This is a genomic window from Cupriavidus lacunae, from assembly GCF_003353055.1.
GTDB classification, from domain to species: domain Bacteria; phylum Pseudomonadota; class Gammaproteobacteria; order Burkholderiales; family Burkholderiaceae; genus Cupriavidus; species Cupriavidus lacunae.
This window is the reverse complement of the sequence record NZ_QKWJ01000017.1, coordinates 83,214-103,805: the sequence shown is the minus strand read 5'-3', so window position 1 is coordinate 103,805 and position 20,592 is coordinate 83,214. Positions and strand designations below refer to the sequence as shown.

Below are 20,592 nucleotides of genomic sequence, written 5' to 3'. Positions count from 1 at the left end.
CGATGGGAATTCAGTTGCCGGCGTCAGCCTCGCGTGTCAGCCCGGCAATCAACAGCTCGGCGGTGGCCACGTTGGTGGCGCACGGCACGTTGTGCACGTCACAGGCGCGCACCAGCGCGTTGATATCGGGTTCGTGCGGCTGCGGCGTCATCGGGTCGCGCAGGAACACCACGGCGCGCACCTCGCCTACGGCCAGCTGCGCGCCGATCTGCAGGTCGCCGCCCCACGGCCCCGACAGCATCCGCGTCACCTCCAGCCCGACCTCGTCGATCAGGCGCCCGCCGGTGGTGCCGGTGGCCAGCAGCTCGCACTGCGAAAGGAAGGCGCGGTGGCGCGTGGCGAAGGCGACGATATCGTCCTTCTTGTGGTCGTGGGCGATCAGCGCGATGCGGGGGCGAGTCATCAGGGGTTCCTTGTTGCGGGGTCGGTGAACGTCAGGAAACAAGAGCAGGCAGCAGGATCAGAAGGTGCCCGGATAGGCGCCGCCGTCGAGCAGGATGTTCTGCCCGGTGATGTAGCCGGCATGGCGGCTGCACAGGAAGGCGCAGGTGGCGCCGAACTCGGCCGGCTCGCCGAAACGGCGCGACGGGTTCGCCGCGGCGCGGCGCTGGGCCACCTCATCCACGGTCAGGCCGGCCTTCTTGGCGCCGCCTTCCATGGTCTTGAGCAGGCGGTCGGTGTTGAACGGGCCCGGCAGCAGGTTGTTGACGGTCACGCCGTGCTGCGCCACTTCGCGCGCCACGCCCGCGACAAAGCCGGTCAGGCCCGAGCGCGCGCCATTGGACAGGCCCAGCACGTCGATCGGCGCCTTGACCGCGCCGCTGGTGATATTGATGATGCGGCCCCACTTGCGCGCGATCATGCCGTCGACGGTGGCCTTGATCAGCTCGATCGGGGTCAGCATATTGGCGTCCAGCGCGGCCAGCCAGTCGCTGCGCTCCCAGTCGCGGAAGTTGCCCGGCGGCGGGCCGCCGGCGTTGTTGACCAGGATGTCGAGGTCGCCCAGCTTGGCCACGGCGTCGAGCGCCGCCTTGCGGCCTTCCGGCGTGGTGATGTCGGTCGCCACCGCGATCACGCGGCGGCCATGGCGCGCGCGCAGGCCGGCGGCGGCCTTCTCCAGCGCCTCGGCGCCGCGCGCCACGATCACTACGTCAACGCCCTCGGCCGCCAGCGCGTCGGCGCAGGCAAAGCCCAGGCCCTTGCTGGCGCCGCATACCAGCGCATGCTTGCCGCGCAGTCCCAGATCCATGTCCTTCTCCTTTGTCTGTTGTCTTTGGCGGGCCGCGTCCGTTGTCTTTCGCAGGGCCGGCCCGGAATCACGTTTTTCTTGCCGACAGCAAATACATGCCGCCCATCACCAGCGCACTGCCGGCCAGCTGCACGCCGCTGATGGGCTCGCCCAGCAGCCAGAAGCCCAGCAACAGCGTCGACACCGGGCCGACCATGCCGGCCTGCGACGCCATCGGCGCGCCGATGCGCGACACCGCCACCATCGTCATCGACACCGGCAGCACGGTGCAAAACACCGCATTGATGAGTGACAACCACATCACCGGCGCCGGCTGCGCCAGTTCCGCCACCGGCCGGCCCAGCGCCAGGTACTGGATCACGCAGCAGGCGGTCGAGACGCACATCGCATACGCCACCAGCCGCAGCGAGCCGATGCGCCGCACCAGCTCGCCGCTCAGGATCAGGTAGATACCATAAGTCATGGCACTGGCCAGCACCAGCGCGCCGCCCAGCCACACCTGGCTGCCGCTGACATCCAGGTCGTGCGCGAACACCAGCACGATGCCAGCATAGGCCAGCAGCAGCGACACCCACTGGCGTTTGGCGATGGGCCGGCGGAACACCAGCGCGGTGGTCAGCAGCACGAACGACGGCGTCAGGAACAGGATCAGCCGCTCCAGCCCGGCGGTGATGTATTGCAGGCCGATGAAATCGAGGAAGCTGGACAGGTAGTAGCCGATAAAGCCGAGAAACACCACGCGGCCGCGGTCCGCCCACGACAGCGGCGCCAGCCGGCGCGACTGCCACCAGCCAATCGCCATGAACAGCGGCACCGCGAACAGCATGCGCAGCGTGATCACCATCACGGCATCGACGTTGTAGCGGTACATCAGCTTGGCGACGATCGCCTTGGCGGAGAACAGCATCGCGCCGACGGCGGCGATGACAAGCCCCGAGCGCTGCGGCGACGGCAGCGCGGCAGGTACGGCGAGAGACTTCTGGGAGGCAGGCACGGGGAATACAGGGGAAAGCGGGCGGGCACGGCGGCCCCGCGAAACGACCCGACGATTGTATTCGAAAAGACGCAAGGGCATCGGCCGTCGCCCCGGCGGCCCAAGGCCACCTTACAGCCACCTCCAGCCACCTTCCTCGGTATACTCTGAGTCACCTTACCCACTGCACCAGGTTCGTGCCCCAGCCCTCCGACACGCCTTCCGGCAAGACCGCCGCCGACTACGATTTCACCGAGCAGGTGGGCCACCTGCTGCGGCGCGCCTACCAGCGCCACGTGGCGATCTTCCAGCAGACCATCCCGGATTCGCAGCTGACCGCGGCGCAGTTCGTGGTGCTGTGCGCGGTCAGGGACCGCCAGCCTTGTTCGATGAACGAGGTGGTGCGTGCCACCGCGATCGACCAGGCCACGGTGCGGGGCATTATCGACCGGCTGAAGTCGCGCAAGCTGATTGCGGTGTCGCACGATCCCAATGACCGGCGCAAGGTGGTGGTGACGGTCACGCCCGACGGGCTGGCCTTGATCGATGAGACCGTGCCGTTCGCGAAGGATATCTCGGAGCAGACCTTCGGCAGCCTGAACCCGGCCGAGCGCGTGGCAGTGACTTATCTGCTGCGCAAGATGAGTGAGATTGACGAGGGGAATGGGGGGTAGTGCGCGCGGAAACGACTAGCGCCCCTGGACGCTCGCGGTTTTGTTCTCCGACTCACATTAAATCGCAGAAACACATGCTGCGACCCGTTCTCGGGCGCGGCGAACTTGATACCATCGCTCCGTGCGCGACGCCTGGCGGATAGGGAGCCAGGAAGGCTTATCGGGTTCCTGGCTCACCATTCATACTACGTGCGTCTCTTGGCTTGTGGCCGGAGTTCGCTCAGGCAATTTCGCCTCCCCCGACTTGCCGTTCACCACCACAATATGGGTCGCAGTCCTTCGGCCGGGCTACTGCAAGCAACTCCGGGGATGCTTCGACCACCCGCTCAGTGCCCACCGATACGTGGTTACTACCATCAGTAAACGGGTCGCGCGGCCCCGTAGGGACAGCGTAGGCTGCACCAGCGCAAAGTGCAGCACCTGCCACGGTGAGCAGTAAGGCCTTCTTCAGCATGTTCCACCTCCTCTTCAGGTGGTTGTTCTTCCCCGGCTTGAAACGGACTATAGGATGGCTCGTCCGGCTTTTGCAGTCGAGAAAACTTATACATTTCTCATAACGCTCATGACTGGCGGAAATAAGCGCTATCTCAAATATATAAATTGATGCAGGGGCACCTTTGCGTGCCAGTGTTTGCAGCCTTGACTTTGGCCGCCCCTCACCCCAACCCTGCCCCGCAAGCGGGAGAGGGAGCACACTGTCAGCCCTTCATCGCCTTCATCGTCGCCAGCACCGTCTCAGGCACGAATGGCGGCCGGCGCAGCCGCACCCCCAACGCATCGAACAAGGCATTGGCAATCGCCGGCGCGCCCGGCAGCGAAGCCGATTCGCCCGCGCCCAGCGGCGGCTCGGACTGGCGCGGCATCAGCACCACTTCTATCGGCGGGATTTCCGGGAAGGTCAGCAGCGGATAGCTGCCCCATTCGCGGCTGGCGACACCGTCGGCATCGAAGCGCACCTGCTCTTTCAGCACGCGGCTGAGCGTCTGCACCACGTTGCCGTGGATCTGGTGGCGCACGCCGTCGGGATTGACCATCATGCCGGTGTCCTGCCCCACCACCACCTTTTCGATGGCGATGCGGCCAGTGGCGGCGTCCACCGCCAGGTCCACCACCCATGCGGCCCAGGCCGCGCCGAAGCCCGGGAAGCGGCTGTGGATATAGCGGGCGTAGGCCACGCCCCGGCCGCGCAGCCGGCCGTCGGCATCCGCCGTGCCGCGCGATCCGGCCACGCCCCACTGCCAGCCGGCCGCTTCGGCCACGGCACGCAGCAGCGCCGCGGCACGCTCATCCGGCAAATGCCGCAGCCGGAAATCCACGGGATCGGCACCCGCCTGTGCCGCCAGCTCATCGATCACGCACTCATGCGCGAACGCATTGGGCAACGCCGATACGCCACGCAGCCACGAAGCGCGCACGATTGCGGGCGTGTCGTCGCATCCAATGCGGCGCGCGCCATAGGCGTACGGCGGCACGGCGGTGCGGTCTCCCATCTCCAGCGTGCGCGGCGCATTGGGCACGGCACCGGTCAGCACCAGCGCCAGCGTGGGCGCATCGTTGGAGGGATAGCGGCTGGTGAAGTCGTAGCCAAGCAGCGCGCCGTCCGGCCCCAGCGTGGCACTGACGTCCATCAACTGGGCCGCGCCTTTGGGCTCCCACAGGTGCTCCTGCTCGCGCGAAAGCTGCACGCGCACGGGCTGCCCGACGGTTCGCGACAGCAGTGCCGCATCGGCGCACACATCGTCGGCGCAGTTGCGCCCGTAGCAGCCGGCGGCTTCCATGCGCACGATCTCGATGCGGTCCTCGCCGAGCCCGCACAGTTTTGCCAGGTCGATGCGCAGCACATGCGGGTTCTGCGTGCCGGACCAGACCGTCAGGCCGTCGTCATGCCAGTCGACCACGGCGCATGACGGGCCGATGGAGCCGTGCATCTGGTACGGCCAGACGAAGCGCCGTTGCAAGACCGTGCCGGCGCCGTTTGCCGGCAGCTCGCCTTCGGCCAGCAGTTCGCGCCGCTTGGCCGGGTTGGCGCGCAGCGCAGGCTCGGGATCGTCCAGCGCGGGCAGCGGCGGCACCGGCTTCCAGCGCACGCGCAGCCGGCGCGCGGCCAGCACCGCGTACTCCTCGCGCTCGGCCACCACGCCGACAAAGTCGCCCTGCACCACCACATCGACCAGTCCCGGCACGTCCCGCACGGAGTCGCGGTCGACTTCCAGCAGGCTGTTGCCGACAAAGTCGCCGCTGTCGCGCCCCGCATACGGCGGGCGCACCACGCGGCCGTGCAGCATGCCGGGCACGCGCACGTCGTGGACAAAGGTCAGCGCGCCACGCGCCTTGTCGGGGATATCGACACGGCCCGCCGCGCGGCCGACGATGCGGTAGGACTCGACCGGCTTGGTCGCTATGTCGTCGGCCAGTGGCAGCTCCACGTGCTCGCCGACAATCAGCGCGCCATAGCCGATGCCGGCCTGCGTGCCGGGAACGCGAAAGACACCGTCCTCTGCCTCCAGCCCGCCGGCCTCGACGCCCAGTTGCTGCGCGGCACGGGCCTGCAGCCACGCACGCGCCTGGGCGGCGGCGCGGCGCAATGGCAGCGCCGAGATCTGGATCGATGCGCTGGCGATAGTGGGACCCTGGTTAGGCGTCGCCTCTGTATGGCCCAGCACCATGCGCACGTGCCCGAGCGGCACATCGAGTTCTTCGGCCACGATCTGCGCCAGCGCCGTGCGGATGCCCGTGCCCAGGTCGACGTGCCCATTGAAGGCCAGCACCTCGCCGGTGTCGCGCACGGCGACGAAGATATCGGGCAGCGCCGGCACGTAGTCGGACGCCGCGCCGGGCTGGCCGGGCGCCGGCCGCGCCGCCGCCTGCGGGGCGCGCGTCACCAGCAGCACGCCGGTGGCCTGCAGCAGCGCCAGCCGCAGCGTGCGCGGCGTGGCGGCGTCGGCCTGTGCCGCGGGTTGCAGGTTGGTTGCCGTCATCGTTCTTACATCTCCCTTCACCGGCTGCGGCCCGGGGCGCCGTTATACTGCAAGCCAACAGTGGAACAGCCCAAGCATCGACCATGACGATCAAGACCGCGCCCAAGCCTGCGCTGAAGCCAACCGCGAAGCGGGCGGCTGCCGGGACCCGGGCCAGGCAAGCCCAGGACAGCCGCGACCGCATCCTGAAGGCTGCGATCAAGGTCTTCGCCCAGCGCGGCTACGACGGCGGCCGCGTCGAGCGCATCTCGTCGCTGGCCAAGACCTATGACCGGATGATCTATTACTACTTCGGCAGCAAGGAAAAGCTGTTTGTCGAAGTGCTCGAGACCATCTACCTGCAGCTCAATGAAGCCGAGCAGAAGCTGGAACATGAGCTCGACGCCGCCGACCCCGTGCGCGCGCTGTCGCAGCTGATCGACTTCGTCTGGCAGTACTACCTGGACCATCCGGAGTTCGTCGCCATCCTGACCAGCGAGAACATGAGCCAGGGCAAGCACGCGAAGAAGTCGGAGCGACTGCGCGAGATCTCCAGCTACGCGCTGTCGGTGCTCGACGGCATCCTCGCGCGCGGCAAGGCCGCGGGACTGTTCCGGCCAGATGCGGGTGCGCGCGACGTCTATATCGTGATCGCTTCGCTTGGCTACTTCTACAACTCCAACCATCATACGCTCAGCGCCTTCCTGGGCGAACCCATGATGAGCCCGCCCGCGGTGGCGCACTGGCGCGATGTGATGCAGCAGACGGTGCTGCGCGCGGTGGCCGTGCCCGGCGCGGTGCCGGATGCGGACGTGGCGCCGCCGGCCGCGCCGCGCAAGGCGGCACGCGGCCGGCGCGCGGCGGCAGGCTGACGCCAGGCCCGGCCGCATCGCCAGGCCTCAGGCTGCGGCGCGCACGCCGGCAACCTGCGCCAGCGCCTCGTCACGCGTCAGCACCGTCGCGTACTTTTGCGCCATGTCGAACAGGTTGGCGTCGTGCGGACCGAGCGCGCGGTCGCCCACGCAATCCGACACCACCAGCGGGCGGAAGCCCAGCGACATCGCGTCGACCACGCTGGCGCGCACGCAGCCGCTGGTGACGCAACCGGCCACCAGCAGCGTCTGCACGCCACGCTGCGTCAGCCACGCCGCCAGCGAAGTGCCGAAGAACGCCGACGGCACCGTCTTGCGCACCACCAGCTCGCCCGGCGCGGGCGCCAGTTCCGGCACGATCTGGCTGTTGTGGCCGTCTTCCTTCAGCGTCAGCATGCCCGGCACCTTCAGCGTGAAGATGTTGTGGTCGCTGTCGTCATCGGCAAACACGATGCGGCTGTGCGCCACCGGCCAGCCCTGCTCGCGCGCGGCGCGCAGCAGCGGCTGCGTATTGCGGATCGCCTCGGGGATATTGCCGCCGCCGAACACCGCCGGATCGGCAAAGCCGTTGACGAAGTCGATGATCAGCAGGCCGTACGGCGCACGCAGCTCCATGGCTGCGCCGAAGCCCTGGCGCTGGTAAGTCTGCACGGCGTCATCCATGGCGCGCGTCCTTGTAGAGAGAAGCGGCCGGCGCGTGGTGGCCGTCCATCACCTTGCCGCGCGCGACCACGGGCTCGCCGTCCAGGCTGACGGTGCAGTGGCGCACCGGGATATCGATATGGCAGGCGGTGGTGCGGCTGCCGCCCGCTTCGTTGTTGGGGCCGAGCGAGCACAGGAAGTTGCCCTCGTAGGCGCGCGCGTCCATGCCGATGGTGGCCTCGCGGTCGTACATCGCCAGCGCCGACCAGCTGGCGCGCGGCTGCAGGCCCCAGCCGATATGCGACATGGCATAGGCCTCGGGGTCATTGAACGACGCCATGTAGTCGGCCAGCAGCTCGGCATCGAGGCCGCCTTCGATGCGGCGCACGTAGCCGGCCTCGACCGTGATCCGGATCGGCGCCTGGATATAGGACTTCATCGGCAGCAGGATGTCGCCGCGGTCCAGCACGATGGTGCCGTTGGTGCCGCCCTCGTCCGGCCAGGTCAGCACGAAGCCGCTCGGCCAGTGGTCCCAGCGGCCGGGCTCGTCGACAAAGCCGTACTCGCTGATCGCCGGGAACTCGCCCAGGCGGCAGCGCAGGTCCATGCCAGCGTCGGACACGATATGCATCTCGCGCGCCTTGCCCAGCCGCGCGGTCGCGTCCTTGACGCGGGCACGGTCGGCCTCGGTCGGCACCAGTCGTGCCAGCACTTCGGGCGGCTCCACTGCCAGCAGAATCCTGGTGCCTTGCGCCAGGATCTCGTGCTGCTCGGGCGAGAACAGCAGCGTCATCAGGTCAAGCACCAGGTCGCTCGCCTTGAGCGCGGCAATGGCGGCCGGGTTGCCGGTCAGCGGCGTCGTCCCGAGATAGGCCAGCGCGTCGCGGCTCAGCGCCTTCTCGCCATTGACCGGCGGCAGGTCGAGCCGGTTGACGATGGCGCCCATCGATGCCGCCGCCACCATCGCGGTGCGCAAGGTCTGCGGGTGCGTGGCGGCGCCGGTCAGCACGGTGACGGTCTGCCCCGGCTCAAGCTTGGACAGCGTCAGCACCTGCTTCCACGCCGCGGTCAGGTCGTAATCGCTTACGGGCATGTTCGCTCCTTGATCAATTCAGCGCTGCACCCAGGAAGTCGCCGAAGGCGCGATAGAAGCCGGCCTCGTCGTCCCACGGGATCATGTGGCCGGCGTTGGCGACATGTGCAAGCAGCAATGCGGGCAGCAGCTTGCGCATCTCTTGCACGTCTTCCTCCCGGATCACGTCGCCACGGCCCGCGGTCATCAGCAGGGTCGGCACGGCGACATGCGGCAGGTCGGCGTGGATATCGTCCTCATGGAAGCCATTGAAGCTGGCCAGGATCGCGCGCTCGTCGCAGGTATGCAGCCATTGCGCGCGCAGGCGCAGCTGGTCCTCGGTCCAGGTCGGGCAGAAGCGGCGCATGCCTTCCACGTCGATGCCCTGCTGCGCCAGCCGGATCGAATCGATGTACCACGGCAGCTGCGACGGATACGGGCGGCGGCCCGGGCCCGACACGGGCGGATCGACCAGCACCAAGCGCGTCAGGCCGGCAGGCTGGCTGCGCGCGGCGCGGATGCCGATGCGCGCGCCCATCGAATGGCCGACGATGGCATAGCGCTGCAGCCCTAGGGCCTGCGCAAACGCAACCACGTCGGCGGCCTGCGCATCGAGGCTGTAGTCCAGTTCCGCGCCGGCCTGCGACAGGCCGCGGCCGCGCACGTCGAGCACATAGGTATCGAACTGCCGGCCGAACTGCTCGCCGACAAAGCCCCAGGTCACCGCCGGGCTGGTGATGCCCGGCACGATGATGACGGCATCGCGCTGCGCACGCGCGCCGCCCTGCCCGCCATAGCGCAGGTAGTGCTGGCGGATGCCGTTGGCGTGGACGTTGGCGCCGTAGAGGAAGGTGCTGTCTGCCATGGCCGCCCCCTTCAGTAAGCGCCCGACAGCAGCGCGCCGGCGCCCGGCACCACCGGCTCCAGCCCGAGCCGCTTGAGCAGAGCGTAGGTGGTGGCGACGGCGGCGGTGACCACCGGCTTGCCGGTCATCGCCTCGACCTTGGCCACGGCCGGCAGCGACGGCATCTGCACGCACGCCGACAGCACGATGACATCGGCATCGGCCGTATTCATCTGCGCGACGATCTCCGGCAGGCGTGCCGGGTCGTGGCGGCCGACTTCGAGGTTGTCGGGGATCTCCAGCGCGCGGTAGTCGACCACCTCATAGCCCTCGTTGCGGATGTAGTCGACCACCAGCTCGGTCAGCGGCTTCATATAGGGCGCCACCACGGCGATGCGCTTCGCGCCCATCACCTTGAGTGCATCGACCAGCGCGCCGGCGCTGGTGATCACCGGCGCATCACCGCCGTTCTCGGCGGTGTGCGCCTGCAGGCGCTGCTCGGACACGCGGTGGTAGCCGTGGCCCATCGCCATGATGGCCACCAGGCAGGCATAGCCAAGCACGTCGACGCGGGCGTCGCTCAGTTCCACCGCGCAGCGGTCGGATTCGGCGTCCATGGCCGCCAGCTCTTCCTTGACCACCTTCTTCATCCGCATCCGGCTTGAGTGGAAGGTGAAGCGTTCCGGGCGCACCAGCTGGCGCGCGGCCAGCATCGCCGGGATCTCAGTTTCCATGGTGGTGTTGGAGCTCGGCACGATCTGGCCGATTCGGAAAACTTTCTGCACTGTCGACTCCGTATCTGTTTGTCTGTCTACCCGCCTGCCTCGGCCTGGCGGCCCTGCATGCTGCGATTGATTGTAGTGTACACACTTTATCTAGGCAAACAGAATCTCCGCGCCACGCGATTCACTCGTTCAGTGCATACTGAATTAATCAATCCCTGTTTTAGCGCATAATTTCACTGCTATAGCGCGATGTGCGAGCGTCATCACGTAATCACTAGGGTTTTCCATAGGTTCGTCATTTTCTTCTTTTACTTTAGCAATTTGAGTGTGTACACTCGTTTTGAACGGTCGGCCGAGTAGCCGCCCCAGCCCCCATCGACCTTGTGTCATTGCCAGGAGAAATAACGTGCAAGGCAAACCGCGAATCGCAGTTGTCGGCGCCGGACTCGGAGGGACGGCCGCGGCCGCCCTGCTGCAGCGTGCCGGCTTCCAAGTCAGGCTGTATGAGCAGGCACCGGCGTTCTCGCGCCTGGGTGCGGGTATCCACGTTGGCCCCAACGTGATGAAGATCATGCGGCGCATCGGCATCGAGGACGCGCTCAACGACATGGGCTGCCACCCCGACTACTGGTACAGCCGCGACGGCCTGACCGGCGAGGTGATCGCGCAGATCCCGCTGGGCGACTACGCGGAGCGCCACTACGGCGCCAGCTACCTCACCGTGCACCGCGGCGACTTCCACAAGCTGCTGACCGACGCCGTGGCGCCCGACACGCTGTTCTTCAACAAGAAGCTGGAAAGCGTCACCGACCAGGGCGACGTGGTGCAGCTGCGCTTCACCGACGGCACGGCCGAAGAGGCCGATATCGTGATCGGCGCGGACGGCGTCAACTCGCGCATCCGCGAGACGCTGCTGGGCGCCGAGCCGCCCAAGTACACGGGCTATGTGGCGCACCGCGCGGTGTTCCCGATCTCGCGCGTCAAGGGCTTCACGCACGAGCGCTGCACCAAGTGGTGGACCGACGACCGCCACATGATGGTCTACTTCGATACCAGCAAGCTCGACGAGATCTACTACGTCACCGGCGTGCCCGAGCCCGACTGGGACATGAGCAAGAGCTGGGTGCCGAGCAGCATCGAGGAAATGCGCGCCGCGTTCGACGGCTGGCACGAGGGCGTGCAGTCGCTGATCGAAGGCACCGTGGAAGTGACCAAGTGGCCGCTGCTGGAGCGCGACCCGCTGCCGCTGTGGAGCCGGGGCCGCCTGGTGCTGCTGGGCGATGCCTGCCACCCGATGAAGCCGCACATGGCACAAGGCGCCGCGATGGCGATCGAGGACGCCGCCATGCTGACGCGCTGCTTCACCGAAACCGGCGCGCAGGACTTCGCCTCGGCATTCGCGCTGTATGAGGCGAACCGCAACGAGCGCGCCAGCAAGGTCCAGCTGGTCTCGCACAACAACACCTGGCTGCGCAGCAACGAGAACCCCGACTGGTGTTTCGGCTACGATGTCTTCAACGTGCCGCTGGTGTCGGCCGGGAGCGCGCCGCTGTCCGCAGCGGCCTGATCGCCTTACCGAACCTGCCCGCCGCAGCCCCTCATCGAAGGGGCGCGGCGCCGCGATGCGTGATGTTCAAACCGCCCCCAGCCCCCGATGAACACGCCCCGCCCACTGACATTGCAAGTCAACCACGCCGAGCACACGCTGTGCGTGGCCCCTGACACGCCGCTGCTCTACATCCTGCGCAACGACCTGTGCTGCAATGGCCCAAAGTATGGCTGCGGCCTGGGGCAATGCGGCGCCTGCACGGTGCTGGTGGACGGCATGCCGGCACGCGCGTGCGTGCTGCCGGTCAGGGCCGCGGTCGGGCACGCCGTCACCACGCTCGAAGGGTTGGGCACCGCGACTCAGCCTGACCCGGTACAGCAAGCATTTATCGACGAGCAGGCCGCGCAATGCGGCTATTGCCTGAACGGCATGATCATGACCGCCAAGGCGCTGCTCGCGCAGAACCCCGATCCCGACGAGGCTCAGATCCGCGAGGCGCTGCGCTTCAACCTGTGCCGCTGCGGCACCCACGTGGAAATCGTGCGCGCGGTGCAGCGTGCCGCGGTGCTGCAACGGCAGGCCGCCGAGGGGGCGGCATCGTGAACGAAGGCATCGTCCCACAGGCCGCACCTGCCACCGCTGTCGCAGCAAGCATGCCGCCGTCCGCCGCCGATTGCCTGGTGGCCCAGGCCCTGACGCCCCCCGGCCTGCGCTGGATCGACGGCCAGCCGCTGGCGGCACGCCTGCTGGGCGCCGACCGGGCGGCCGCGCTGGCGCTGCCGGGCATCCGCGCAGCCCTCATCCGCAACAACTTTGCCGGCGTGGCGGCGGATTCGGCCGCGCACGCCGCCAGCGCAAGCCGCGCACTGCAGGCACGCTGGTCTGCCCCGCCCCGCGCGGACGACGCGCCGGTAACCCGCCACGCGCTGGCTCAGCGCGGCAACGCCAATGAGGTGCTGGCCAGCGCCGACGCGCGTCACAGGCAGCACTACCAATGGCCACTGGCCGGCACCCGTGGCGAGGCCTATTGCACTGCCGTCGCGGACTGGCGTGACGGCAAGCTGACTGTTTGGCTGCCGAGCACGCGCCCTGGCGCGCTGCGCGCCGAGCTTGCCGCGCTGCTGGATATCGCACCGCAACAGGTCGTGCTGGTCTGCTGGCAGGCGCCCGACGACAGCGCGGACCCCACGCTGCTCGCGCCGCATGCCGCCGCCGATGCGGCGCTGATGGCCCATGCCACCGGACTGCCCGTGATGCGTCAGCTGTGCGCTGCCGACGTGGGCCTTGCCGATGTCACGATCGATGTACGCGTCGATACCGCGCTGGCTGGCACTGCCGTCGAAGCCTACGCCGCGACGCTGGCGGGCTCGGCTGCCCCGGCCGTGCCGCTGGCGCTGTGGCTGACGCATACGGCATCGCCGGTGGCGGACAGCATTGATGCCGGCCACGCAGGCGATGCCGCCATGCCGCCCTATCGCATCCCGCATATCGACATCGCTGCGATGGGCAATGCCGCTGCGTTCAACGCTGCACCGCTGGCGACCGCCCGGGCGCAGGTGTTCGCGCGGGAATCTCACCTCGACGAGCTTGCCGCAGCCTCCGGCTCCGACCCGATCACGCTGCGGCTGGCGCATCTCGACAATGCACGCGGCACAGCACTGGTGCGGCAGGTGGCCGAGCGCGCCGGCTGGACGCCGACCGCGCCGCGCAGCACCGCTACCGCCGGCAACGTCCAGCGCGGCCGCGGCTTTGCCTATGCCCACACCGTCGACCACCACGCCGGCCAGAGCTGGTCGGCATGGGTGGCCGAGGTCGAGGTCGACGGCACCACCGGCGAGCTGGCGGTCACGCGCGTGACCGTGGGGCATGACAGTGAATCGCTGCCACGCCAGCAAGCCGCCGCACCAGCCGCGCGCTCGCTGGAGCAGGCTGTCGCCGATGCCGCCCTGCAGTTCACGTCGGCCACGCCGGCCTTCGACACCTGGCCGTCCCAGGCACCGCCCGCCAGCCAGACGCTGCCCGTTGTGGCGGGCAGCGCCCTGCCAGAGATCCGCCTGGCCGGCACGCTGGCCACCCATGACACGCTGGCAGCGGGGCCGACCGACACCCTGCCCGCCGCCGCTGCCGTGGCCAATGCGATCTACGACGCTACCGGCGTGCGCCTGCGCACGCCGCCCTTCAGCGCCGAACGCATCCGCCTGGCGCTGGACCAGGCGAAGCCCGGCAACCAGCGCAAGAAGCGCGGCTGGATCGCCGCGGCCGCAGCTGCCGCGGCAGGCGTGTGCGCCACGCTCCTGCCCTGGCGCGCACCGATCGCGCCGGTGGCGCCGCCCGAGGCCGGCTTCTATTCCGCCGCCACGCTCGAACGCGGCCGGCTGGTGGCCGCCGCGGGAGACTGCGCGGTGTGCCATACCGCGCCAGACGGAGTGAAGAACGCCGGCGGCCTGGCGCTGGAGACACCCTTCGGCACGGTCTATAGCACCAACATCACGCCCGACGTGCAGACCGGCATCGGCAACTGGTCCTTCGCCGCATTCGAGCGCGCCATGCGCGAGGGCATCCACCGCGACGGGCGGCACCTGTATCCGGCGTTCCCGTACACCGCATTCGCGAAGATCAGCGATGGCGACATGCAGGCGCTGTATGGTTACCTGATGTCGGCAGAGCCGGTGAAATCCGAAGTCCCGCAGACGCAGCTCGCGTTCCCCTTCAGCATGCGCCCGCTGCTGGCCGGCTGGAACCTGCTGTTCCATCGCAACGAGCGCTTCACGCCAGACCCGTCGCGCTCCGCGCAATGGAATCGCGGCGCGTATCTGGCCGAAGGGCTGGGCCACTGCAGCGCCTGCCATTCGCCGCGCAACGCGCTCGGTGGCGAGCAAGGCGGCCACCAGTACCTGACCGGCGGCAGCGCCGAAGGCTGGGAGGCGCCGGCGCTGACCGCGCTGTCGCATGCACCGGTGCCCTGGACCGAAGCAGCATTGTTCACCTACCTGCGCGGCGGCTATGCGCCGCACCATGGCGCCGCGGCCGGGCCGATGGCACCGGTGGTCGAAGAGCTGGCGCAACTGCCTGAAGCCGACGTACGCGCGATCGCGCACTACGTCGCCTCGTTCGGCACGCCACCGCACGCACCGACAGTACTGGCCGCACAGGCAGCGCAGATCGAGCAACGCAGCGCACAAGCCGCGCGCACGCTGGGCGGCCCCGGCGAACGCCTGTACCAGAGCGCATGCGCGGTCTGCCACCAGTCCGACCAGGGCATCGCCCAGTTCGGCGTCAAGCCTTCGCTCGCGCTCAATACGAACCTGCACAGCAAGCTGCCGGACAACGTGATCCAGGTATTGCTGCAAGGCATGCCGGCACCGCCCAACAGCGAACTGGGCGCGATGCCGGCCTATGCCGACACGCTCGACGACCAGCAGATCGCGCAGCTGGCGCAATACCTGCGCGCGCGCTTTGCACCCGACAAACCCGCATGGCAGGACCTGGAGAAGACCGTCGCGCGTCTGCGCGCGATGCCTGCCCACTAGGATCAACCGCCGGGGCCGGCTCGCCGCGCCCCGGCACCCGCGCTGACCGCATCTCCGCCGTGCCTGGCAAGGCGCTTCGCCACCGGGCAGGGAGACGTGCACCCCCACGCCGGCGCGATGCGCGCCACGCGCGGGAAAACCCCAAGGAGGGAAACCGCAATTCGGCCTTGCCCGCCAGTTTCATGTAGCTTACGCTGAACGATCATGTAGTACGCACTACATGAGTGCCGCGTGGCTCGCAGCGGTGCCTCCCCGCACAAGGACGGCGCGCCGCAAGCGGCGGACGAGACAACAAAACTAAAAGATTGGCCCTTTACATCACCGGAAGCGCTGGCCCGGGGCTTGCATAGTCCACCGCTAGGCCAACCGGGAGGCCGGGCCTGGACCAACCAAGGGTAGACAACAAGGAGTGACTATGTCGTATCAGAACCAAGCAGGTGTCGCGAGCGTGCTACCGGGTTAGTTCCAGCCTCGCCCATTGGAGTAGTCACCACGTTTCGTCGCAAATCGGTGCGATGGCCTCGGTGTGCGGCATCGCGCATTAGTCAGTACCGTCTGGCCCTGCTTCGATAAACGTGTGCTTCCAAGTTCAAGAACCAGCCTATAAAGACAGGTAGACAAAATGTCGTCATCAATTTCATCCATGGCAACAACGACCATCCCGGAATCAACCGTGAGCTCGGCCGCACAGCCAAGCGCGAGGGGAGCGTCGTCTCAAACCATCACGATCGAGCAAGGCATCCGTGCGGCCGGAGTCGGTCGCTTCCAGTATCGGCTCTTTGTCATTTTCGGCCTGGTGTGGCTGGCTGACGCGATGCAGGTTCTGTCGATCGGCTTCACCGCGCCGTCGATTGCGTCGACATTTGGCATCCCCGTGCCGACGGCCTTGCAGACCGGGACCATGTTCTTTGTCGGCATGCTGATCGGCGCTTTCGTGTTCGGCCGGCTTGCAGACCGGATCGGCCGCCGGCCGGTGCTGATGATCGCGGTGGTCATCGACGCCATCTGTGGTGTCGCTTCCGCCTTCGCACCGGACTTCCAGTGGCTGCTGTTGCTACGCTTCCTGACCGGCATCGGCGTCGGCGGCACCTTGCCCGTCGACTACACCATGATGGCCGAGTTTCTGCCGTCCGACCGGCGCGGCCGCTGGCTGGTCCTGCTGGAGTCGTTCTGGGCCGTCGGCACGATCCTGCTCGCCATTCTTGCGCTGATCGCCGTGTCGCGAGGCGATGGTGCCTGGCGGCTGATCTTCCTCGTCACGGGCATCCCCGCCCTGGTCGGCGTGGTCTTCCGGTTCTTTGTTCCCGAGTCTCCGCTCTACCTGAATAAATCGGGACGCTCGGCCGAGGCGCGCGCGGTGCTTCAGCGTGTCGCCGCCGCCAATCGCGTTTCCGTGGAAATTGGCAACCTGGAGCCGCAGCCGATGGAACGCAAGTCGGTCTTTGCGCTGTTCGCGGCCGGATGCCGGCGCCGCACCATCTGCCTGCTTGCCGCCTGGGCGCTGATCTCGATCGCCTACTACGGCGTCTTCGTTTATCTGCCGGTGAAGCTGGCTGGCCAGGGCTTTGGCTTCATGCGTGGCCAGGTCTTCCTGATCGTGCTGGCGCTGGTCCAGCTTCCCGGCTTTGCGCTCGCCGCGCACGGCGTCGAGCGCTGGGGCCGCAAGCCGACCCTGATCGGCTTCCTGCTGCTCAGCGCGGCAGGCTGCATGCTCTATAGCCTGGGGCAGTCCCCTGCGCTCGTGGTCGGCTCGACCCTGCTGATGAGCTTCTCGCTCCTCGGTACCTGGGGCGCGCTCTACGCCTTCACGCCCGAGGTGTATCCGACGGATCTGCGGGCCAGCGGCATGGGCACTGCCGGTGCGATGGCACGCTTTGGCGGCCTCTTCGCGCCTTCCATCATTGCGCCGATCATGGCCAGCCAGTTCACCCTTGCCCTTGCGCTGCTTTCGTCATTTCTTGCCGTGGCGGCGGTCGCCATCTTCATGGTGGATATCGAGTCGAAGGACCGCGCGCTGGACTAGAGCAAAGCGCCATCGAGTCCATCGGCGGTCCCGCAGTCGGGGGCGCCCGCCGGTGGCGCTGGCCTGGCGGGTCTCGCAATGCTCCACAGGCAGGGCGGCCGGCTTCCATTACAATCCGGCTGCAACGGCGCGGCGCGCTGGTCCACCCGATCCAGCCGCCCGCTTCACCCGCTTGCCCCGCTTGTCCCGATACCCCGCCGAGCTCTCGCCGCCAGCCATGAAACAAGATCCGCGCTTTCCCAACCTGTTCATCCTCGACCACCCGCTGATCCAGCACAAGCTCTCGCACATGCGCGACAAGGAAACGTCGACGCGCACCTTCCGCGAGCTGCTGCGCGAGATCACATTGCTGATGGGCTACGAGATCACCCGCAACCTGCCGCTGACCACGCGCCGCATCGAAACGCCGCTGGTGGAACTGGACGCGCCGGTGATCGCCGGCAAGAAGCTGACCATCGTGCCGGTCCTGCGTGCCGGCGTCGGCATGAGCGATGGCCTGGTCGAACTGATTCCATCGGCGCGCATCGGCCATATCGGCGTCTACCGCGACGAGCAGCATCGTCCGGTGGAGTACCTGGTACGCCTGCCCGACGTGGAAGACCGCAGCTTTATCCTGTGCGACCCGATGGTCGCCACGGGCTATTCGGCCGCGCATGCCGTGGATGTGCTCAAGCGGCGCGGCGTGAAGGACGAAGCCATCACCTTCGTTGCGCTGGTCGCGGCACCCGAGGGCGTGGAGGTGTTCCAGAAGGCGCATCCGAACGTGCAACTGTTCGTGGCCTCGCTCGACAGCCATCTCGACGATCACGCCTACATCGTGCCTGGCCTGGGCGACGCGGGCGACCGCCTGTTCGGCACCAAGAACTGAGCGGCGCAACGCCGCTGAGCCTGCCGGTGCGGCCTTCGTAAGGCCGCCCGTTTCTTCCAGTCCTCTTACTTCTTCTTACCCAGCAAGCTGCCCAGCACGCCACGGATCAGCTCGCGTCCCACCTGCGACGCCACTGTGCGCGCGGCCGACTTGGCCATCGATTCCAGGATCGAATCGCCGCGGCCGGTCTTGCCGGTGCCCTTGGTCAGGGTGCCGAAGATCTCGCCGGCCGTCCCCAGCCAGCCGCTGTCCTGCTCACCCGCGGGCTGCCCCGCCGCCGCGCCGCCAGCGCCCTTGCCGTTGCCATTGCCGGCCGCCACCACGTTGCCACGCAGCTTTTCATAGGCGGATTCGCGGTCAATGGTCTTTTCATAGGTGCCCGCCACCAGCGAGCTGGCGATCAGCTGCTTGCGTTCTTCCTCCGTCGCCGGGCCGATGCGGCTGCCCGGCGCCAGCACCCAGGCGCGCTCGGTCACGCAGGGCGTGCCCTTGGCGTCCAGGAACGACACCAGCGCCTCGCCCACGCCCAGTTCGCCGATGGCGGTTTCCAGGTCCAGCCCGGGGTTGGCGCGCATGGTGGTGGCCGCCACCTTGACCGCCTTCTGGTCGCGCGGGGTAAAGGCGCGCAGCGCATGCTGCACGCGGTTGCCCAGCTGGCCCAGCACGGTGTCGGGGATATCGATCGGGTTCTGCGTGACGAAGTACACGCCCACGCCCTTGGAGCGCACCAGCCGCACCACCTGCTCGATCTTGTCGAGCAGCGCCTTGGGCGCATCGTTGAACAGCAGGTGGGCCTCGTCGAAGAAGAACACCAGCTTGGGCTTGTCCAGGTCGCCGGCCTCGGGCAGCTTCTCGAACAGCTCGGACAGCATCCACAGCAGGAAGGTGGCGTACAGCCGCGGCGCGTTCATCAGCTTGTCGGCGGCCAGGATATTGACCACGCCCTGACCCTTCTCGGTCTGGATGAAATCGTCCAGGTTCAGCATCGGCTCGCCGAAGAAAACGTCCCCGCCCTGGGATTCCAGTGCGACCAGCCCGCGCTGGATCGCGCCGATCGACGCGGCCGAGATATTGCCGTATTCGGTGGTGAACTGCCCGGCGTTTTCCCCCACGTATTGCAGCATCGCGCGGAGGTCCTTGGCGTCGAGCAGCAAGAGGCCGTTGGCGTCGGCAATGCGGAACACCAGGTTCAGCACACCCTGCTGGGTGTCGTTCAGCTCCAGCATGCGCGACAGCAGCAGCGGGCCCATATGCGAGACCGTGGCGCGCACCGGGTGACCCTTCTCGCCAAACACGTCCCACAGCGTGGTCGGGCACGCGCCCCATGCCGGTTCGGGCAGGTTCAGTTCGGCCAGGCGCTGCCTGAGCTTGTCGGACGGCTGGCCGGCCTGGGAAATGCCGGTCAGGTCACCTTTGACGTCCGCCATGAAGACCGGCACGCCCAGGCGCGAGAAGCCCTGCGCCAGGGTCTGCAGCGTGACCGTCTTGCCGGTACCGGTGGCGCCGGTGATCAGACCGTGCCGGTTGCCCATCTGCGGCAGCAGCACCAGTTCATGTTCGGCGTTCTTGGCGATGAGAATGGGGTCGGCCATGATATTCCTGGGTTCCGTAAGCGTCTGGCGGGATCTGGTGGATCCGGGCGGCGCGGGCAGTCCCGCGTGATAAAATCCTGGGCTGATTATAGCCAGCCGCCAGGCATATCCGTCACCTGGCGCGCGCCGTCCGAGGGCTTTGCCGCCCCGGCCACGGCGCGCATGGCGACCCCGCACAACATCACCGCAGATCACCGCATTCCGCTTCGGAGAGAATCATGGCCGGTCACTCGAAATGGGCCAATATCAAACACAAGAAGGCCGCCGCTGACGCCAAGCGCGGCAAGATCTGGACCCGCCTGATCAAGGAAATCACCGTGGCCGCCAAGCTTGGCGGCGGCGATGTCGACTCCAACCCGCGCCTGCGCCTGTCGATCGACAAGGCCATGGACGCCAACATGCCCAAGGACAACATCCAGCGCGCGATCCAGCGCGGCGTGGGCGGCATGGAAGGCGCCAACTACGAAGAAATCCGCTACGAGGGCTACGGCCTGGCCGGCGCGGCGATCATCGTCGACTGCCTGACCGACAACCGCACCCGCACCGTGGCAGAAGTGCGCCATGCGTTTTCCAAGCACGGCGGCAACATGGGCAACGAGGGTTCGGTGGCGTTCATGTTCACCCACTGCGGCCAGTTCCTGTTTGCCCCCGGCACGCCGGAAGACAAGCTGATGGAAGCCGCACTGGAAGCCGGCGCCGACGATGTCGTCACCAACGACGACGGCTCGATCGAAGTCACCTGCCCGCCCAACGATTTCTCGGCGGTCAAGGCCGCGCTGGAAGCCGCCGGCTTCAAGGCCGAAGTGGCCGACGTGGTGATGAAGCCGCAGAACGAAGTCAGCTTCAGCGGCGACGATGCGATCAAGATGCAGAAACTGCTCGACGCCCTGGAAAACCTGGACGACGTGCAGGAAGTCTTCACCAACGCAGCGATCGAAGACTAAAACAGAGTAACAAGCCCCCTCGGCGGCAGCCCGGCTCCATAGATCCAAGCTGCCGCCTTTTTGCATGCGTTTCTTTTC

17 protein-coding genes are annotated in these 20,592 nt (G+C 67.6%); 8 read left to right on the top strand and 9 right to left on the bottom strand.

Going from position 1 to position 20,592, the window contains the following annotated elements; translation table 11 throughout:
- Positions 1–10: 10 nt before the first annotated feature.
- The 3 genes from DN412_RS16035 to DN412_RS16025 all read right to left on the bottom strand — a co-directional run bounded on the left by DN412_RS16035 (position 11) and on the right by DN412_RS16025 (position 2,204).
- Positions 11–403: a methylglyoxal synthase gene (locus DN412_RS16035; protein ID WP_115212520.1), complete on the bottom strand. Its 393-nt coding sequence runs from the start codon at positions 401–403 to the stop codon at positions 11–13.
- A 57-nt stretch (positions 404–460) separates the two neighbouring features.
- The gene (locus tag DN412_RS16030; protein ID WP_115212519.1) at positions 461–1,249 is read right to left on the bottom strand and encodes an SDR family oxidoreductase; all 789 of its coding nucleotides are present in this window, start codon (positions 1,247–1,249) and stop codon (positions 461–463) included.
- Between the two features lie 67 nt (positions 1,250–1,316).
- Positions 1,317–2,204 (bottom strand): DMT family transporter, encoded by an 888-nt coding sequence (locus tag DN412_RS16025; RefSeq protein ID WP_115212545.1) that lies wholly within the window; start codon positions 2,202–2,204, stop codon positions 1,317–1,319.
- Between the two features lie 215 nt (positions 2,205–2,419).
- On the opposite strand from DN412_RS16025, the gene DN412_RS16020 reads away from it, so the two are divergent.
- Entirely contained in the window at positions 2,420–2,896 is a 477-nt protein-coding gene (locus tag DN412_RS16020) for a MarR family winged helix-turn-helix transcriptional regulator (protein ID WP_115212518.1), read from the top strand.
- A 698-nt stretch (positions 2,897–3,594) separates the two neighbouring features.
- Here the strand turns inward: DN412_RS16020 and DN412_RS16015 are convergent.
- Positions 3,595–5,874, bottom strand: a complete 2,280-nt coding sequence (locus DN412_RS16015; RefSeq protein WP_115212517.1) for a xanthine dehydrogenase family protein molybdopterin-binding subunit — start codon at positions 5,872–5,874, stop codon at positions 3,595–3,597.
- Between the two features lie 83 nt (positions 5,875–5,957).
- Here DN412_RS16015 and DN412_RS16010 point away from each other — a divergent pair, with 83 nt between their 5' ends.
- On the top strand, positions 5,958–6,725 hold the full coding sequence (locus tag DN412_RS16010) for a TetR/AcrR family transcriptional regulator (protein ID WP_115212516.1): 768 nt from the start codon (positions 5,958–5,960) through the stop codon (positions 6,723–6,725).
- 27 nt (positions 6,726–6,752) lie between these two features.
- On the opposite strand, the gene DN412_RS16005 is transcribed toward DN412_RS16010, so the two are convergent.
- From DN412_RS16005 to DN412_RS15990, 4 genes are read right to left on the bottom strand one after another with little or no spacing between them, the layout of a single operon-like run.
- The gene (locus tag DN412_RS16005) at positions 6,753–7,388 is read right to left on the bottom strand and encodes an N-carbamoylsarcosine amidohydrolase (protein ID WP_115212515.1); all 636 of its coding nucleotides are present in this window, start codon (positions 7,386–7,388) and stop codon (positions 6,753–6,755) included.
- Positions 7,381–8,460 carry a 2,5-dihydroxypyridine 5,6-dioxygenase NicX family protein gene (locus tag DN412_RS16000; RefSeq protein ID WP_115212514.1) on the bottom strand — a complete coding sequence of 360 codons (1,080 nt, stop codon included), beginning with the start codon at positions 8,458–8,460 and terminating at the stop codon, positions 7,381–7,383. The genes DN412_RS16005 and DN412_RS16000 overlap by 8 nt, the downstream gene beginning before the upstream one ends.
- A gap of 13 nt (positions 8,461–8,473) precedes the next feature.
- Complete coding sequence (locus DN412_RS15995) at positions 8,474–9,304, bottom strand: alpha/beta fold hydrolase (protein WP_115212513.1); 831 nt, start codon at positions 9,302–9,304, stop codon at positions 8,474–8,476.
- A gap of 11 nt (positions 9,305–9,315) precedes the next feature.
- Positions 9,316–10,068 carry a maleate cis-trans isomerase family protein gene (locus DN412_RS15990; RefSeq protein WP_010812897.1) on the bottom strand — a complete coding sequence of 251 codons (753 nt, stop codon included), beginning with the start codon at positions 10,066–10,068 and terminating at the stop codon, positions 9,316–9,318.
- 346 nt (positions 10,069–10,414) lie between these two features.
- Here DN412_RS15990 and DN412_RS15985 point away from each other — a divergent pair, with 346 nt between their 5' ends.
- The 5 genes from DN412_RS15985 (at position 10,415) to upp (ending at position 17,978) form a co-directional block, all read left to right on the top strand.
- Positions 10,415–11,575, top strand: coding sequence for an FAD-dependent monooxygenase (locus tag DN412_RS15985; protein WP_115212512.1), 1,161 nt, complete (start codon positions 10,415–10,417; stop codon positions 11,573–11,575).
- Positions 11,576–11,662: 87 nt separating this feature from the next.
- On the top strand, positions 11,663–12,160 hold the full coding sequence (locus DN412_RS15980; protein ID WP_115212511.1) for a (2Fe-2S)-binding protein: 498 nt from the start codon (positions 11,663–11,665) through the stop codon (positions 12,158–12,160).
- Positions 12,161–12,210: 50 nt separating this feature from the next.
- Entirely contained in the window at positions 12,211–15,087 is a 2,877-nt protein-coding gene (locus tag DN412_RS15975; protein WP_115212510.1) for a c-type cytochrome, read from the top strand.
- A 622-nt stretch (positions 15,088–15,709) separates the two neighbouring features.
- A complete protein-coding gene (locus tag DN412_RS15970; protein WP_244222672.1) occupies positions 15,710–17,110 on the top strand; it encodes an MFS transporter in 1,401 nt (466 codons plus the stop codon).
- A gap of 217 nt (positions 17,111–17,327) precedes the next feature.
- Entirely contained in the window at positions 17,328–17,978 is a 651-nt protein-coding gene (gene upp, locus DN412_RS15965) for a uracil phosphoribosyltransferase (RefSeq protein ID WP_078195614.1), read from the top strand.
- A gap of 65 nt (positions 17,979–18,043) precedes the next feature.
- Here upp and DN412_RS15960 read toward each other — a convergent pair whose 3' ends face one another.
- The gene (locus tag DN412_RS15960; RefSeq protein WP_115212509.1) at positions 18,044–19,570 is read right to left on the bottom strand and encodes a helicase HerA-like C-terminal domain-containing protein; all 1,527 of its coding nucleotides are present in this window, start codon (positions 19,568–19,570) and stop codon (positions 18,044–18,046) included.
- Positions 19,571–19,788: 218 nt separating this feature from the next.
- Here DN412_RS15960 and DN412_RS15955 point away from each other — a divergent pair, with 218 nt between their 5' ends.
- Positions 19,789–20,514: a YebC/PmpR family DNA-binding transcriptional regulator gene (locus DN412_RS15955; protein WP_115212508.1), complete on the top strand. Its 726-nt coding sequence runs from the start codon at positions 19,789–19,791 to the stop codon at positions 20,512–20,514.
- The last annotated feature ends 78 nt before the right edge of the window (positions 20,515–20,592 follow it).

Excerpts from the sequence above, each read along its gene's own strand:
- DN412_RS16015 (WP_115212517.1), bottom strand. The coding sequence starts at position 5,874 with ATGACGGCAACCAACCTGCAACCCGCGGCACAGGCCGACGCCGCCACG.
- DN412_RS15980 (WP_115212511.1), top strand. The coding sequence starts at position 11,663 with ATGAACACGCCCCGCCCACTGACATTGCAAGTCAACCACGCCGAGCAC.
- DN412_RS15970 (WP_244222672.1), top strand. The coding sequence starts at position 15,710 with ATGTCGTCATCAATTTCATCCATGGCAACAACGACCATCCCGGAATCA.
- DN412_RS16030 (WP_115212519.1), bottom strand. The coding sequence starts at position 1,249 with ATGGATCTGGGACTGCGCGGCAAGCATGCGCTGGTATGCGGCGCCAGC.
- DN412_RS16010 (WP_115212516.1), top strand. The coding sequence starts at position 5,958 with ATGACGATCAAGACCGCGCCCAAGCCTGCGCTGAAGCCAACCGCGAAG.
- DN412_RS16035 (WP_115212520.1), bottom strand. The coding sequence starts at position 403 with ATGACTCGCCCCCGCATCGCGCTGATCGCCCACGACCACAAGAAGGAC.
- DN412_RS16005 (WP_115212515.1), bottom strand. The coding sequence starts at position 7,388 with ATGGATGACGCCGTGCAGACTTACCAGCGCCAGGGCTTCGGCGCAGCC.
- DN412_RS16000 (WP_115212514.1), bottom strand. The coding sequence starts at position 8,460 with ATGCCCGTAAGCGATTACGACCTGACCGCGGCGTGGAAGCAGGTGCTG.
- upp (WP_078195614.1), top strand. The coding sequence starts at position 17,328 with ATGAAACAAGATCCGCGCTTTCCCAACCTGTTCATCCTCGACCACCCG.
- DN412_RS15955 (WP_115212508.1), top strand. The coding sequence starts at position 19,789 with ATGGCCGGTCACTCGAAATGGGCCAATATCAAACACAAGAAGGCCGCC.
- DN412_RS15960 (WP_115212509.1), bottom strand. The coding sequence starts at position 19,570 with ATGGCCGACCCCATTCTCATCGCCAAGAACGCCGAACATGAACTGGTG.
- DN412_RS15975 (WP_115212510.1), top strand. The coding sequence starts at position 12,211 with ATGCCGCCGTCCGCCGCCGATTGCCTGGTGGCCCAGGCCCTGACGCCC.
- DN412_RS15995 (WP_115212513.1), bottom strand. The coding sequence starts at position 9,304 with ATGGCAGACAGCACCTTCCTCTACGGCGCCAACGTCCACGCCAACGGC.